Annotated in this window: 13 protein-coding genes and 2 pseudogenes; 5 read left to right on the top strand and 10 right to left on the bottom strand. The window is 68.7% G+C overall.

Going from position 1 to position 14686, the window contains the following annotated elements; all coding sequences use genetic code 11:
• Positions 1–38 precede the first annotated feature (38 nt).
• The gene (locus tag A6P39_RS11935) at positions 39–401 is read right to left on the bottom strand and encodes an ArsR/SmtB family transcription factor (RefSeq protein WP_067047807.1); all 363 of its coding nucleotides are present in this window, start codon (positions 399–401) and stop codon (positions 39–41) included.
• Positions 402–1061: 660 nt separating this feature from the next.
• The gene (locus A6P39_RS11930) at positions 1062–1247 is read right to left on the bottom strand and encodes a hypothetical protein (RefSeq protein WP_067047805.1); all 186 of its coding nucleotides are present in this window, start codon (positions 1245–1247) and stop codon (positions 1062–1064) included.
• 132 nt (positions 1248–1379) lie between these two features.
• Here A6P39_RS11930 and A6P39_RS11925 point away from each other — a divergent pair.
• Positions 1380–2431 (top strand): annotated as a pseudogene (locus A6P39_RS11925) (IS3 family transposase).
• Here A6P39_RS11925 and A6P39_RS11920 read toward each other — a convergent pair.
• From A6P39_RS11920 to A6P39_RS11900, 5 genes are all read right to left on the bottom strand, one after another.
• Complete coding sequence (locus tag A6P39_RS11920; protein WP_067047799.1) at positions 2415–2672, bottom strand: hypothetical protein; 258 nt, start codon at positions 2670–2672, stop codon at positions 2415–2417. The pseudogene A6P39_RS11925 and the gene A6P39_RS11920 sit on opposite strands and share 17 nt — an antisense overlap.
• A gap of 45 nt (positions 2673–2717) precedes the next feature.
• A complete protein-coding gene (locus A6P39_RS11915) occupies positions 2718–2981 on the bottom strand; it encodes a hypothetical protein (RefSeq protein WP_067047797.1) in 264 nt (87 codons plus the stop codon).
• Between the two features lie 42 nt (positions 2982–3023).
• Positions 3024–3287 (bottom strand): hypothetical protein, encoded by a 264-nt coding sequence (locus A6P39_RS11910; protein ID WP_067047794.1) that lies wholly within the window; start codon positions 3285–3287, stop codon positions 3024–3026.
• Between the two features lie 106 nt (positions 3288–3393).
• On the bottom strand, positions 3394–3765 hold the full coding sequence (locus A6P39_RS11905; RefSeq protein ID WP_067047786.1) for a VOC family protein: 372 nt from the start codon (positions 3763–3765) through the stop codon (positions 3394–3396).
• A gap of 99 nt (positions 3766–3864) precedes the next feature.
• Entirely contained in the window at positions 3865–5508 is a 1644-nt protein-coding gene (locus A6P39_RS11900) for an NRAMP family divalent metal transporter (RefSeq protein ID WP_067047783.1), read from the bottom strand.
• A gap of 184 nt (positions 5509–5692) precedes the next feature.
• Between A6P39_RS11900 and A6P39_RS11895 the strand changes: the two genes are divergently transcribed.
• Both A6P39_RS11895 and A6P39_RS11890 read left to right on the top strand, forming a co-directional pair.
• A complete protein-coding gene (locus tag A6P39_RS11895) occupies positions 5693–10648 on the top strand; it encodes a hypothetical protein (protein ID WP_159396099.1) in 4956 nt (1651 codons plus the stop codon).
• A gap of 509 nt (positions 10649–11157) precedes the next feature.
• Complete coding sequence (locus tag A6P39_RS11890) at positions 11158–11502, top strand: hypothetical protein (RefSeq protein ID WP_067047778.1); 345 nt, start codon at positions 11158–11160, stop codon at positions 11500–11502.
• A gap of 33 nt (positions 11503–11535) precedes the next feature.
• Here the strand turns inward: A6P39_RS11890 and A6P39_RS11885 are convergent, their stop codons facing one another.
• Complete coding sequence (locus A6P39_RS11885; protein WP_067047774.1) at positions 11536–12009, bottom strand: SMI1/KNR4 family protein; 474 nt, start codon at positions 12007–12009, stop codon at positions 11536–11538.
• Positions 12010–12088: 79 nt separating this feature from the next.
• Between A6P39_RS11885 and A6P39_RS11880 the strand changes: the two are divergent.
• Positions 12089–12620, top strand: a pseudogene (locus A6P39_RS11880) (winged helix-turn-helix domain-containing protein); the annotation flags it as partial.
• A gap of 272 nt (positions 12621–12892) precedes the next feature.
• On the opposite strand, the gene A6P39_RS11875 reads toward A6P39_RS11880, so the two are convergent.
• The gene (locus A6P39_RS11875; RefSeq protein ID WP_067047770.1) at positions 12893–13651 is read right to left on the bottom strand and encodes a GntR family transcriptional regulator; all 759 of its coding nucleotides are present in this window, start codon (positions 13649–13651) and stop codon (positions 12893–12895) included.
• A 78-nt stretch (positions 13652–13729) separates the two neighbouring features.
• Between A6P39_RS11875 and A6P39_RS11870 the strand changes: the two genes are divergently transcribed.
• Positions 13730–14008: a hypothetical protein gene (locus A6P39_RS11870; RefSeq protein WP_067047767.1), complete on the top strand. Its 279-nt coding sequence runs from the start codon at positions 13730–13732 to the stop codon at positions 14006–14008.
• Positions 14009–14492: 484 nt separating this feature from the next.
• Here the strand turns inward: A6P39_RS11870 and A6P39_RS11865 are convergent, their stop codons facing one another.
• On the bottom strand, positions 14493–14666 hold the full coding sequence (locus tag A6P39_RS11865) for a hypothetical protein (protein ID WP_199840834.1): 174 nt from the start codon (positions 14664–14666) through the stop codon (positions 14493–14495).
• Between the last annotated feature and the right edge of the window lie 20 nt (positions 14667–14686).

The following is a 14686-nucleotide window of genomic DNA, read 5'->3' as shown; positions in this document are numbered from 1 at the left end:
CTTGCGCGGCGGCGTCCTCTCCCCAGGCCGGGGCGCTCCTAGGCACCGGTCCCCTGCAACCCGCCCGAGACAGCGGCCGGTTCCGCGGCGCGCCGGGACAGCTGGCCGACCATCATCCGGACGACCGCGACGACATCGGGGTCGTCGACGTAGTAGATCTGCCGCCGGCCCTCCCGGCGGGAGCGGACGAGACCGGCGAGTCTGAGCTTGGACAGGTGCTGGCTGACGGCGGGCAGCGCCCCGCCGATCCGGTCCGCGAGCGCGCTCACGTCGCTCTCACCCTGGGCCAGCGCCCACAGGAGGTGCAGCCTCGGCGCCGCGGCCAGCAGCCCGAAGGCGGCGGCCGCCTCCGCGAGTACTTCGGTGGACGGATCCTCGATGCCGCCGGCGATCTGCGCCACAGTTCCCTCCCTTTCGCCACCGGTCCACCAAGGTCGTCCGCAGGGCGCGCGGTCACCAGTCTAGGCGTCACCTGCCGGACATCTCGGGCGTCACCTGGAAATCGGGGCTGGGCCTCGATGGAAGCGCAGGTACTAAAACCAGCAAGCGCTGTCCGTAGGAGCCCATCGCGACTTTCTCCGCCAGCCGGCCGTGAGCTGTGCCCGCGGGTGGCTGCGGGAGGGCGGGCAACGAGGCGGGCCGCCCGCAACAGCCGCCGTGTGCGGTCGTCGGCCGTCACCCGGTGCGGCCGGTACCGACCAGACGCCCGTCAGCCGGGGAATGTAACCAAAACTGCAACCACACAACGACGAAGGTCCCGACCGCTCAGCGGTTGGGACCTTCGTTTCGGCTGGTCAGCCGTGGCGGAGGATACGAGATTCGAACTCGTGAGGGGTTGCCCCCAACACGCTTTCCAAATGTTCGTCTGGGGGTTCGGGAGCGGTCAGGGGCGTTCTGACCTGCGATGGAGCAGAAGCGGGTGAGGCTGCTGAATGGTGCCGGACGGCGGTGAATGCAACCGGAACTGCAACCATGGAGCAGAGCCTTCTGCCTGATCAGCGTGGTATCGCTTGCCCATGCCGCATGGAGTGGGGCGCCGCCGTCCCCGTCGGTAGGACGCGTCAGGGCGTTGCGAAGTGGTAGCCGGCGTCTATCAGGCGGGGCAGCACGACGCGGAGAGCGGCGACGGTCTGGGAGCGGTCGCCGCCTCCGTCGTGCTCAAGGATGATCGACCCGGTGCGGGTGGTGGACAGGATGGTCCGGGTGATGTGGGAGACACCGGTCCGGGACCAGTGGCGGGGATCCACCGACCAGTCGAGGGGCCGCAGGCGCTGGCGCTCGCACTCGGTGAGGACTTGGGTGGACCAGGCGCCTGAGGCGACCCCCGTGGCGTGGACACTCTGACAATGGATCTTGCAGATCCAAGGGAAGGTGTCCTGGTGGGACGCAAGTCTCCGTATCCGGCGGAGTTCAGGAACGATGCTGTCGCGCTGTACCGCGCGGCGGGCGGGAAGCGCACGTACGCTGCGGTCGCGGAGGATGTCGGGGTGACCGGCGAGACGCTGCGGAGCTGGGTGCGCCAGGCCGACGAGCACGCGGGCCGCGCTCATAGCCACGGCGAGCAGAGCGCGGAGAGCCGGGATGAGGAACTGGCCCGGCTGCGCGTGGAGAACGGCCGGCTGCGCAAGGCGGAGAAGGAGTGGGAGCTCGAGCGGGAGATCCTGCGCCGGGCAGCGGCGTATTTCGCCAAGGAGATGAAGTGAAGACCCGCCGCTGGGACTTCGTCTCCGCCCACGCCGAGGCTTTCGGTGTCCAGCGGATATGCCGGGTCCTTCGGGTCTCGCGCTCGGGCTACTACCGGTGGATCGCCGGCGCGAAGATCCGCCAGGAGCGGCAGGCCGCCGACGACGCCCTGCTCGTGGAGATCCGTGAGATCCACACCGAGCACAAGGGCACCTACGGAGTCCGGCGCGTCCATGCCGAGTTGCGCGGTTTCGGGCACACGGTCAACCGCAAGCGCGTCGAGCGCCTGATGCGCGTCAACCGGCTCGAAGGCCGCCATCTGCGGCGCCGCAAGCGCACCACGGTCCCCGACAGGCTCGCACCGCCCGCCCCGGACCTCGTCCAACGCGACTTCACCGCCGCGCGGTTGGACGAGAAGTGGTGCGGCGACATCACATACGTGCAGGTCGGTGGCTCGTGGCTGTATCTCGCTTGCGTCATCGACATCTGCTCACGCCGAGTGCTCGGCTGGTCGATGGGCGTCGGCTCGAGCTACGACAATGCCCTCGCTGAGAGCTTCTGGCAGGGGCTGAAGAGGGAGACAATGCACCAACGGCTGTTCTCGACGATACGCCAGGCGCGGCTGGAGATCTTCCAGTGGCTCACCTATTACAACGCCCGCAGACGCCACAGCGCCCTCAACTACCTCTCACCAGCCGAATTCGAACAGCAACAGCAGAGAGCACGTACACTCACACTCGCAGCATGAACCCCCGTGTCCACACTCCGGGGGACACCTCAGTTCGGGTGCCGGGCAGGAACGGGGTCTTGGTGCCGAGGTGGAGTTGGGCGCCGCCGTGTTCGCCGGTGAACCAGCAGGCGCTTCGTACCGCCAGCACCGGAGGTCCGGTGACCTCCTGAATACCGAGCAGGTCGGCGTAGAAGGTGCGCAGCAGCGGCTCGCACCCTTCCGGGGCGGTCAGCCGTACGTGATCAAGGGTCGCCAGCATGGCCAGGACTCCTCCAAAGCAGCGTTGAACAAGGGGGTCGGGCTCTTACGCGCCGCCATGCCAGCGGGCTTCGAGCCGACGGTGGCCGTCAGGACCGCTGACGGTGTGCCAGTGGGCGTGCGGCCGTCCCGGACCGAAGCCGGCCGCCCGCAGCGGTGTCGGGGTGCGGGCTGGAGCCGCGTGCAGCACGGTGTGGTCGAGCGGGCTGTCGGCCAGGCGCCGGACGACGCGGGTGAAGAAGGACAGCAGGGCACCGACGGGCCGGACGGACGTGGTGTGCCGGACGCCGTGGTGGGTCAGTGCGGACATGGAAGTCACCTCCAGACACGGGCGCGTACGCGCTTCTGCACGTCAGCAGGGCTGGTGAGAAAGAGCAGGCTGGGACTGCCGGGCGGCCTCGGTGATCCGGTGGACGGCTGCGGGTGGCAGCCCCGTGAAGCGGGCGAGCCAGTCGGGGTCGCGGCCCTGCTGGGCGAGCACATGGGTCAAATGGACCCACGGGTCGTACACCGCCCCGGCGGCCAGTGCCTCGGGAGCCGGGTCCTCGATCAGGTAGGGGCGTTCGGTCCCGTCGGCCAGGGACAGATACAGCACGGTGAGTGTGGAGGGGTTCATGGAAAGCCTCCCATGTGCGGGAAGGGCGCATGAGCGCACGGCTACGGTGGCGGGCCTCGATCTCTCAGTTGCGCACGGCCCGGGCGCGGTCCGTCGGGGTGCCCGGTTACGGCAGGGGTTCGAGGAATTCCAGGCGGTTGCCGACCGGGTCCTGGGTGTAGAACCGGCGGTGCGTCGGCAGGCTGACGTTCCACACAACAGGCGCGCCGTGGGCTTGGAGGCGGGCGGCGAGCTGGTCGAGACCGGTCACCCGTACCGCCGGATAAGCCCTGCGCGGCGGGCGGAACCCGTCCTCGATGCCGATGTGGATCTCCAGGCGACCGCCGTCGGCGGCTGCGAACCAGCAACCGCCGAGCCGAGCCGGCCCCGCAGGCTGTGGAATCTCGGTCATCCCCAGCGCGGTGAGATAGAAACCGCGCAGCGTGTCCTCGGAGCCGACCGGGGCGGCCAGCTGCACGTAGTCGAGTGCGGCGAGCATCACCAACACACCTCTGCTTCGGCTGCTTCGAAAAGGGGCTGGAGCCATTGGCCCATGGTCCGGGGCAGGGCGTGCTCCGCCCCGGACACCGGATGACGGTCAGTGACCGAGTGCGACCTGGACGATCTTGACGACGACCAGGACCATGGCGATGAGGAGGTAGGTGCGCAGGGCGCCCATGCCGAGCTTGCGGGCGGTGGACATGGTCGGCCGGGTCAGTGTGGCCAGTGCGGGCATGCGCCAGGTGTCCCGGCCGGTGCGGTCGATCGGGTCCTCCTTGGTGCCGGTACGGCGGCGGGTGAGGGCGTAGCCCGCGGCCAGTACCCCGACGATGCCGCAGGCGGCCATGATGTCGAGGATCGCGGTCGCGGAGATGTCCGGGAAGAGCACCGAGGCGGTCAGGATGATCGACAGGGCGACCAGGACGCCGACGACGGCGGCGGTGAAGGCGTTGGTCTTGGGGCCATTGACCCAGGGGCCGAGGACGTGCTTGTCGTTGCAGAGAAGGAGCAGGAACACGCTGGCGGAGGGCAGCAGCACGCCGGCGAGGGTCTGGACACCTTCGGTTAGCAGGCCCAGCGGGGAGCCGGGGATGAGCACGATGGCGGCGGCCGCGGCGACCAGGCCGGCGTAGACGGCGTAGAAGCCCTTGGCGCCCTTGACGCCGCGGTGGAGCGAGTGCCGGATGCCGAAGACGTCCCCGATCGCGTAGGCGGTGGACAGGGAGACGGCGAAGGCGCCGATGATGGAGGCGTCCAGCAGCGCGATGGCGAACAGCACGCCGGCGAGCTTGCCGGCCTTGGCCTGAAGACCGGTGGCGATGCCCCCGGCGTCCGTGAAGTTGCCGAAGCCGTGGGTGCCGGCGAAGGCGGCGGCGGTGAAGCCCGTCATGGCCGCCGCGCCGATGACGACCACGGCGATGCCGATCCACAGGTCGGCCTTCTCGTACTTCATGAAGCGCGGGGTGATCCGCTTGTCGATCACGTACGACTGCTGGAAGAACAGCTGCCAGGGGGCGACCGTGGTGCCGACGATGCCGATGATCAGCAGCATCACGGTGGACAACTGCCCGGTGCCGCCGGGCATGTTCGGGACGACGAAGTCGCGGGCCATCTGCGAGGTGTGCGGGTGGACCATGAAGTAGATCGGCACCAGCAGCAGCGAGGCCGCGCACAGGGTGATGGCGACCCGCTCGAAGCGACGGAAGGAGCCGGTGAAAGCCGAGGCGATGATGACTGCGGCGGCGAGCACGACGGAGGCGGCCTTGGGCAGGCCCAGGTAGCCGGTGGCCAGGGTGATGCCGATGAACTCGGTCACCAGGGTCAGCGCGTTGAGCAGGAACAGGTCGATGACGGAGAACGCGCCCCAGAACTTCCCGAAGCGCTCCAGGATGAGGCGGGCGTGGCCGACGCCGGTGACGGCGCCCAGGCGCAGCACCATTTCCTGGTTGACGTACAGGACGGGGACCAGGAGCAGCAGGGTCCACAGCAGGTGGGTGCCGTAGTTCTGGCCGGCCTGGCCGTAGGTGGCGAAGGCGCCGGCGTCGTTGTCGCCGACCATGACGATCAGGCCGGGCCCGACGATCGCCAGGAGTGTCTTGAGCTTGGCCGACAGCCCGGTGCGGGGTGCGGTGTCGTCGAGGCGGATGGTGCCGAGGGCGCCCTGGATGTCGCCGATGTGGGCGTCGTCCAGGACGGCCGTGCGGGGTGCGCCGGCGGTGGTGTCGAGGGTGGAGTTGGTCATGGCGTACCTCCCAAATCCCCCCAGCGGGGGAGGTATTGGGGGCACGCGGCAGTCATCCCCCCTGGGCTAAGCTCTCGCCCGGGAGCCGCCGGGCGACCGGGTTTCTTATGGGGGACAGGTGGGTTCTGGGTCTGTGGCCTCGCCATTGTCGACGGGTGGCGCCGGGACGATTTACGAGTACCGCGTGGCCGCTCTCGTGCTTGCGGCGCTGCTGCGCCGGGACCGGGTCACCGGGCTGGAAGTTCCGCTCACCGAGGTCCGGCTCCAGCAGCGGATAGCCGACCACTACCTGGACGACGTAATCGCGGTCGCCGAGCACGATGATGCGACGCCGTTGCAGGTGGATTTTCAGGTCAAACGACGGGTTGACCCCGTGCCCAGCGACAAAGAGTGGCAGTCGGTGGTCGGCCAGTGCATCGAGACTCTTCGGGCCGATCCGGAGCGCGTTCGAGACCAGCATCATCTGCTTGGCCTGGCAGCCCGCGGGCACGCCGCGCACTTGAGCGAGTTGGCGGACTTGACCCGTTGGGCGCGGGAGCACGACGATGTTGACTCTTTCAAAACGGTGATAGAGGCCGAAAGCGGTGGCCCCAATGCGCAGGTCTGCGGCCGATGGCAGCACTTGCTGACCACCGTGGAGGATCTCCTCGGCGCTCAGCGGGCTTCCGGCCCGCCGAAGGCAGACATCGAGGAGTCGGCTTTCCGAATCGCTGCGGCCCTGCGGGTGTGGGTGGCGGAGGCTGAGGAGGGTGAACGCGACCACCGGGACACGCTGAACCGGCTCGGTGACCTGCTGCCGCTCTCCCAGCCGAATGCCGCGCAGGACGCCTTTCTGAACCTGGCCGCCATCGCAGAGGCCCGAGGCCCCCGGGCGGGCGGGGTCAGCGCCGCGGCTCTTCGGGCCGAACTAGAACGCCGGCATGTGCTCCTGGCCGCAGATCCCCGGCAGCGGGCCGACCTCGCAGAGTTGGACCACTGGACCGGCGCCTTCCTCGAGGCCACTCGCGCCTCAGTGGCGGACCAGCTGCACCTGCCCCGGACCGAGCTGTTCGGCCAACTCGCCAATGCCGTCGTCGACCATGAGCGGGTACTCGTAAGCGGCCGGGCAGGCTCGGGCAAGAGCGCCCTGGCCCGGCTGGTCGCGCGGGAGATGCGCGGGGGCGGGGCGACCGTGGTCGCGTTCTCCTTGACGGAGCGTTCCTGGCGGACACTCGCAGAGTTGGAAGCGGACGTCCACGCCCGCTTGGACACCACCCTCCCGGGAGCGGCTACCACCAGTCCCAGGCTGCTGCTCATCGATGGTGCGGAACAGAGCCTCACTGACGCCGGCGCTCTACTCAAAAGTGTCCTGCAGGCAGTCCCCCGCGGGCCGGACGCCGTGCCGTGGCACGTACTCGTCACGGCACGGGATGAAGCAGCCGACGCGGTCGCACGCACGCTCGGCGAGGGTTCCGGGACCGCACTGCACCGTATGAGGGTCGGCGACCTGACCGATAGCGAGGTGGGCGAGGTGCTCGCGGCCTTCGGCGGGCTGCGGCCACTGGACCGGCATGAGCGCCCCCGTCGACTACTGCTGCGTCGCCCCTACCTGGTCGACCTCCTGGTACGCGGCAGCGCCGAACTGGGCCTGCCTGAAGGCATGTTGGCTGAGGAGGACGTCGTCCAACTCGCGTTCGAGCGGCTGATCCGCCGCGCCGGGGGCGAGCTGCCCGGCCAGGGCGAACCGGAGGCCCGCTCCGATGTCTATCTGGCGATGGCCGATACGGTCATCGCTGGCGGCACCTTCGCACGGCTGGACGGAAGGGATGCCCAGGCGCGGTCCGGGCTGGTCAGCGACAACATCCTTGACCGAGTGAGGGCCAGCTTCCGGTTCAGCCACGACGTGCTGGCCGACTACGCGGTGTCTACCCGGCTCCTTGAACCTGGGGGCGCCGAGCTCATCAGCACGCTCACCGAGCCTCGGCGGCTGCTACGCGGCATTCGGCTGTGGATGCAACGCGAACTGGCCGATGCCACCCTGAGCGAAGCCGGAGATGATCTTCCCAACGTTTGGGCGGGCCTGCGCGAAGTGGCTGATGGTCTGGCTGCTTCCGACGGGCCCCGGTGGCGGGACGTCCCGTACGAGGCGCTGCTGAACATGGGCCCGGTCGACGAAGCGCTGCGCCAGCTCTCGCGCTCTCTGGCGTCTGGGGACGGCGCTGGCCTGGCGCGGCTGGTCGATGTCACGCAGCGGCACGCGCGGCCCCGGCGCGACGATGAAGACGACACCGGCCCCGAGCTGGACGTCACCTTGTCCGCACCCGTCGTGGGCCTGCTCGCCGACCTCGGCGACCGGGTTCCTCCGGTACTGTGCGCTGCGGCGGCGCGTCTGACCTGCTCGCACCTGCGGTCGCTGTCCGCCCCGCCTCAGGGCGAAGCGAGCGAGCTTGTCCCTGGTGCCGCAGAGCTTCCCCCCGCGGTGATGGCTTGGGCACGGAATCTCCAGCTGCGCCGTGAGGCACGGGACGCTATCGAAGCGCTCGCCATCCTGGCCGCCTACCTCGACGATGCGGCTGAAGACTTCCTGCTCTCATGCGTGCACCAGGACGCGCAGCGCATCGGCCAGGCATTCGAGGAGTCTCGCGCCGCCCGGGCCCTGGCCCAGTTCCGGCCGCGGCTGCTGTTGCGGCTCGCGTTCCTCTACTTCCTGGGCCGTGATCCCGACTCCAGCCCAGCCAACGCGCCCGCCGTCTCCCCGAGGGTCGCCAGGCGTGGCTTCGGTGGCGCGGTCGACCGCGACGGCGTCCGCGCCCACGCGCCCCGGCGGAAACGCGCCCCTGTGGGTATCGATGACCTGGCCCACCCCTCTCGCGGCCCGTTCGCCGCGCTGCTTGAAGCAGATCCGCAATATGGGCTGCGCCTGGTGGGCGCGGTCGTGGACGCCGCAACCAGGGCCCGCACCGCCACCGACGCAGCCTACGGCCAGCGCGAACTCTTCCTCGAAGTGCGGCTCTCGCACTGGCCACAGTCCCGGACCTACCACGGAACACCAGCCGCGTGGGGCTGGTATCAGCGGCTGGGCACCGGAGCCTTCCCCGCCATGTCGGCGTTGATGGCGCTGCGGGCCTGGGCCGCCGACCGGCAGCGAGCCGGCGCTCCGCTGCGCGAGATCGTTGACAGCGTCCTTCACGCGGGAGGCAGCCTGGCGTTCGTTGCCGTCGCGGTGGCACTCCTGGTGCACGACATCGATCACGTCAGCGAAGAACTTGACCCGTTCCTCGCCCATCCGCTGGTCTGGCACCTGGAGAACGGGCGCGCCACCGGTCTGCGGACCCGCCCCAGCACTCCCGGCGTGGACTCCCCGCGTGCGGACTGGACGATGAGCCAAGCGGCCATGCACCTAGTCGTACACTCCAGCGATGAACGACAGGGAGCGCTGCGGCGCATCGGTGAGGAACTCGCCGGCCGGTTCGAGGAGCTGATCAACACCAGGGCCCGCCCGCTCGTCGGCCTCCTCTCGCAACCCGTGCAAGAAGACCTGCCCGAGGTGGCCCAGCTCCAGGCCAGACGGTGGGCAACCGAGCTTGACATCGGCCACTACCAGGCAGAGCAGGTCAGCGACACTACGCTGGCGATTACCGTCGCCTATCCGGCCGGCGTCTCTAGCGGCCTGGCCAACGCGGGCGGCAACCGAGCACGCGCCGCATTGAACATGGGCACCCTCGCGCACCGTGCTGCACGTATCCGAGACGGAATGGATCAAGGCGATCTTCCCCGGCTCTACGCCGACCTGGTCCAGACCCGGCAGGAACTGGCAGCGGCCGGTGGCGTACCCGGCGACCGGCACGAGACGGACGCCGTCGGCGCCGTCGCCGCCGCCTTGATCCTCGGTCCCTCCCGGGGGACCGAGGTGCCGGACGCCGACCTGGCCTGGGCCGCCGGACAACTGCTGGAGGCCGCGCGGCGCCAAGCCGACGCGCCCCGGACCTGGTGGGACACCCCGAGCCAGCAGTGGCACTTGGGCGAGGACCGCTCCGTCGCCATGACTGTGCCGGCACTGCTGGCCGATACGGTGCTGCGACAGCGGACCGGCGCGGACCTGACCGCCGTCGAAGACGCGATCAAGACCCTTGCGGGAAGCCTTTTCACTGAAGTGCGATCTCGCCTGGTCACAGCCATGAAGCCGATCTGGGAACAGGACTGCGCCAACGCTCCGCGCGCCCACGAAGCGGCTGCCGCCGCACTGCGGGAGCTAATCGCGACCGCCGGCTTCGGCCCCCGGGGCCCGAACGGGCGGCCCCACCTGCGGCTCGTCGAACCCCTTGAGGACACCATCGCCGACGACCAGTTCCGCCTGGACTCGGAACTCGCGGCCCCCGCGATCCCCGGACTCGCAGCCGCAGCGGCCTCGCCATGCTCGCATGGCCAGGCCGCCGCGCGCCTCTTCGAAGCGATCATCAACTACGACCTCAGCCACTGGCCGACCGAATTCGCCCGCCACAACTATGCGAACGTCGACCAGTGGCGCAGCGCACTGGACCGAGTCGCCGCCGAACGTGCCCTGGACGGTGACCCTACGCTGCTCCACCGCTACCTCGAGGCGTTCGCCATCGTCCCGGAAGAACTGCGCGGCATCCTGTCCACGATGGCGGACCTGGCTACAACACCGAGCCGCACCATCGCACTCCACCAACTGTGGCTACCAATCCTGGACACACTGCTCCCAGATCACCGCACCCTCCAGCCCGTCAATGGCGAACAAGCCGATGACCTGTGGGTGGAACACCTTGACGAAGCCCTCCTCCCACTGCCACCCGACGGCGCCCCATGGCCCACCAGCCAGACCTCCGACCTCGTAGGGAGGTGGGTGCGGGCTTACCCAGGGTCGCCCCGCCTGGCCGGCCACCTCATCAAGGTTCTTCTCCGCCTTGGATGGCTTCCGTCGCCGCAGGCAACCGCTGCAGTGCTCATCGTGCTTGGTACCGACATACCGCAGATCATCCGGCGCCCGACCATGGTCGTTGCCTGGCTACGCCTCGTACTCAAGAACCAACCCCAGGCGGCAGGCAGTTACAAGCCCAACGTCCAGAACATGCTCGATCGACTCGCAGCCGCTGGTCAGGAAGCTGCCCTCCAGCTCCAGCGTGAGCTGGAAGCCTGATGGGAACTGCCTTGGCGGGGAGACTCGGTGCCGTAGCGCGCCGCTATGGTTCGGTCGTGGAACCCAAGACGTGGACTGACCTGGGCGTGTCGATCGGAACGTTTGCGCTGGCCGGGTACACCGCACTCTTGGCGAAGCGCACTTAGGGCCCGCCGAGAAGTAAGTCGAGTTCGAACACCCTTCGTGAGCTGCGGTGTCAAGAGCTCCACCACCCAACTTATTTTCCGGCGGGCCCTTACAACTCCTAACAAAATGGATCATGGAATAGGTTGATCAAGGAGGTTGTTGATCAGCGCGTGAGGAAGGGTCAGCAGCCTCGGTGGACCGTGTCCGGCGAGCTATGGGCACGGATCGAGCCGCTGTTGCCAGTCGTCCCGCGATGCACCGACCACGCCGGTCGCAAGCCCTTGGACAACCGGAAAGTGCTGTGCGGGATAATGCGGTGCCTTTCTGGACACGAACCAGTAACGGGCAGATCGGCGATGCCCCTCGTCCTGTCAGGATGTGGCGTGACCGACGAGACCCTCGACGAAGGCGGCAGACCGCGGTGGCGGCGGTTCGGCTGGTGGTTGCGCCTGGCCGTGTTCCTGGCGGTCATCGGGCTGATCATCGGGTTCTGGCAGTGGACCAACTCCTACCCCGACCAGCAGCAGGCGCAGCAGGATGTGGAGTCGGGCGTGGGCCAGGCCGAGAACACGACGGTGACCGCGGTGTGCACGGTGCCGGACAAGAACGGCTACACCTGCCGGTTGCGGGACGCGGCCGGCCGTTACGGCTACTCGATCACGACCTTTGCCAGCGGCAGCGGCACACCCGGCCCGGTAACGACAGGTACCAGCTCGCCTACCGCGTGAGCCTGCCCAAACAGTGACCGGGTCGGCGGTGGCTCAGCGCAGGCCGATCTGGCAGCGGTGCAGCGCGTAGGTGCCGAAGTCGTCGGCCAGTCGTTCCGGGCCGCGCCGGGCGTCGGCACCCGGGTCCCAGGCGACCACCGGGTACTCGCCGTTTTCGTTCCGCTGCGCGCTGTCCAGCGAGATGATGCCGCCCATCCCGTCGTACTCGATGACCAGTAGGTCCGGCGGGAAGCGCTCGTCATTGCGCGCGTCGAGGGTTTCCGACACGGTATCGAGCAGTTGGTCGCCCCGGGCCGGGGGCCGGTAGATACCGAGCAGTTCCACACCGCCGGCCTCGCAACTGCCCAACTCTGCCAGGAAGAATCGGTAGGACGGCGGGAAGGTCGTCGCGAGTTCGGCCTCGGCGCGGGCGATGTCCTGCTCGCTCAGCCCACCGGTGAAGTTGCACTCGTCCGGGTTGTCCCTGATCAGCTCGACGAGCTCGCGAACCGAGTCGACACCACTCATAACTTACTGACGACGGCGCTTTGATGTCGTCTCGCCGAGATCCGCTGACGGACGGCCCTGACGGCGCTATGTCGTTGGTGTGAGATACGCGCAAGGCGGCGTGTCTGGACGCCGCAGGGCGGGCGCGCCGCGAGGCGTTGCGGATGCAGGCGGCCGCGATGTTCGTCGAGAACGTCACGTCTTCGGAGATCGCCGAGCGGCTGCGGGTGACGGTGCGGTCGGTGTACCGGTGGAGGGCGGATTTCGAGCGCGGCGGGGCTGCGGTGCTGGCAAGCCGGGGCCCGCTGGGGCAGCGGTGCAAGCTCAGTACGAAGTCGCAGGCCAAGCTGGCCCGGATGCTTGATGAGGGTCCGGCGGCGTTCGGTTGGGATGAGGACCGGGTGTGGACGAGGGCTCGGGTCGCCAAGCTGATCGGCCGCAAGTTCCATGTCTCCTACAGCGCCGACGCAGCGGCCCGGTTGATCCGTCGGCTCGGCTTCACCCCGCAGATGCCGGCGCGACGGGCCGCCCAGCGCGACGAGCTCGCCATCGCCGCCTGGAAGGAAACAACGTGGCCTGCGATAAGGGCACAGGCCGCGCTCGGCGCCTTCGTTTGTTTCGAGGACGAGGCGGTTTTTGCCGGTGTCAGCCGGACTCCGGCCCTGGCGGAGGGTGGGAGTCCGATTCATCTGAAAGACCAGACAGATGCAGTCTGACCTGCGAAAACGTCGCCAACCTGACAGGACGTCAGTGGCGCCCCCGGCAGGACTCGAACCTGCGGCCAAGCGCTTAGAAGGCGCTTGGTGGGACGGGTGGCGCACCGCTGCTGACCTGCTTGTCTTCCCATGCTCGGCATCCCGTCGACCGTGCTTCGACACGCATTCGACTGGCCGCAGGGGCAGTGCTAGTGACGGTTGATCGGAATCTCGTAGACGATCTCGCAGTGAGCGGCGGGCACCACGATGTCCGCCGTCTCCACGGGCCGCCCCTCGTCGCTGTAGTACGTCCGCCGGATGTGGGTGACGAGTGCGGCCTTCTGGATGCCCAGGAGTGACGCTTCCTCGGCGGTCGCCTGCCTCGGCTCGGGCTGCTCCACAGCGTGGCTGACAGTGACGCCGATTGCGGCCATGCGGTTGACGACACCCGCACCGGCGTGGGGCCCTCCCTCGGGGAGGACGACGAGAGTGCCGGCGGTGAGGTCGTACGGCTCCCAGCTCGTGGACAGCTGCACGGGCCTGCCGTCGGCCAGGAACTCGTACGTCGTCCGGACGCACAGGTCACCTTCGGCGATGCCGAGCCGCGTCGCGATGTCCGCCGGAGCCGGCACCTTGGCCTCGGTCCGGCTTTCCCAATCCCCTTGCCTGCCCACGGCCTTCATATCTGCCCGGAACGGCGACCCGTCGGGCCGCTCACGCGCGGACGACCGGACCACCCGCACCCGCTGCCGGGGTTCGGCGACGTACGTGCCCGAACCGGCGCGGCCCTCCAGCACACCCTGGGAAATCAGCAGCTCCTGAGCTCGGCGGACCACGTTCTCGCCCACCCCGCACTCCTGTCCGATCTGGGCGCGGGAGGGCAGGCGATCCCCCGGCTCCCATACGCGCTCCGCGATCCGCCGCCGGAGTTCGTCGGCGATGCGGAGATAAGGCGGCTGCTCAGGCATATGGAAAATCTAGTCCACTAGCTCTAATCTAGTTAACTAGCTTCACTGAAAGTGATCATCGGTGACGGAGGATGCCCTGTGCCCGCTTCGGGAGTTCGCGCGGCAGGCATCGCTGCCCGGCTGTCCGCCGTCGGGCTCTCTGCGCGTCTGGAGGAGCACGCCGAATACACCTCGGTCGAGGCGGAGTTACCGGAATCGCTCTCCGTCGAGTCATGGCGGGAGGTCCTGGAAGTGGTGGCTGAGGCCGATCGGTTCGGGCTCCTCGCCACCAGCCTGAGCGGCCGCACCCTCTGGGCGGTCGTACGCAAAGCGGTCCCCACGACGGGCGATGTCGGGGGACCGAGCCATCAGCGATAGGAGCTGAGCAGCGTGCTCAACCGTATCCGCCGTGCCGTCTCACTCACCAGAGCGCGGTACTTCCCCAAGGGCAGGCACCGCCGTCCCTTAACGCCCTCCCGGCCGACAGTCACCCCTGTCTTTTCTGCGGCGTCTGCTGACGCGTCGACGCTCATCCTGAGCCGGGCTTCCGAAACCGCGAACCACCGACACCCGCTCGCGGGGGAGGACAACGCACTCGTCCGCCCGTACGTGCTGGCTTGGGAGAAACGAGTACGGCCGCGCCCGGTGCTCGTCGCTTCCCATCTGCCGGCTGAAGCGTGGTCGGCTCTGGCGGGGGTCTGCTGATGCCTCCTCGCCGACAGCTTCACATCACCGGCGCCTCGGATGTCCCGTACCGGTCGACCGCCTGTCGCATCGGCACGCACCTTGCTTGTGCGGAATCCTCGCCTGTCTCCGCACCGATTGACCTACCCGTTGTCTACGAGACGTGCGCCTGCCTCTGTCACTCGGCGCCCGACCGGTCCACGCCCGTGGAGGTGGAGCGGTGAGCGGCCGGGCGCCCGGCGGTGCGCTGGTATCCACCATCGAGGTCACCGCGACCACCGTGCAGCGTGGCGACGTCATCCAACTCGGTGGCCGAGCCTGCCGGGTGACAGACCTCTTCCAACTCCCTCAAGGTGCCAAGCAACTCCTCTT

This window comes from Streptomyces sp. FXJ1.172 (assembly GCF_001636945.3).
Lineage (GTDB): Bacteria > Actinomycetota > Actinomycetes > Streptomycetales > Streptomycetaceae > Streptomyces.
The sequence above is the reverse complement of the archived record's forward strand: the minus strand, read 5'-3'. Positions and strand labels throughout refer to the sequence as shown.

What these genes read in the sequence shown, in the direction of transcription:
- A6P39_RS11900 (WP_067047783.1), bottom strand. Translation starts at nt 5,508, where the DNA reads ATGACCAACTCCACCCTCGACACCACCGCCGGCGCACCCCGCACGGCC.
- A6P39_RS11915 (WP_067047797.1), bottom strand. Translation starts at nt 2,981, where the DNA reads ATGTCCGCACTGACCCACCACGGCGTCCGGCACACCACGTCCGTCCGG.
- A6P39_RS11920 (WP_067047799.1), bottom strand. Translation starts at nt 2,672, where the DNA reads ATGCTGGCGACCCTTGATCACGTACGGCTGACCGCCCCGGAAGGGTGC.
- A6P39_RS11905 (WP_067047786.1), bottom strand. Translation starts at nt 3,765, where the DNA reads ATGCTCGCCGCACTCGACTACGTGCAGCTGGCCGCCCCGGTCGGCTCC.
- A6P39_RS11875 (WP_067047770.1), bottom strand. Translation starts at nt 13,651, where the DNA reads ATGCCTGAGCAGCCGCCTTATCTCCGCATCGCCGACGAACTCCGGCGG.
- A6P39_RS11910 (WP_067047794.1), bottom strand. Translation starts at nt 3,287, where the DNA reads ATGAACCCCTCCACACTCACCGTGCTGTATCTGTCCCTGGCCGACGGG.
- A6P39_RS11885 (WP_067047774.1), bottom strand. Translation starts at nt 12,009, where the DNA reads ATGAGTGGTGTCGACTCGGTTCGCGAGCTCGTCGAGCTGATCAGGGAC.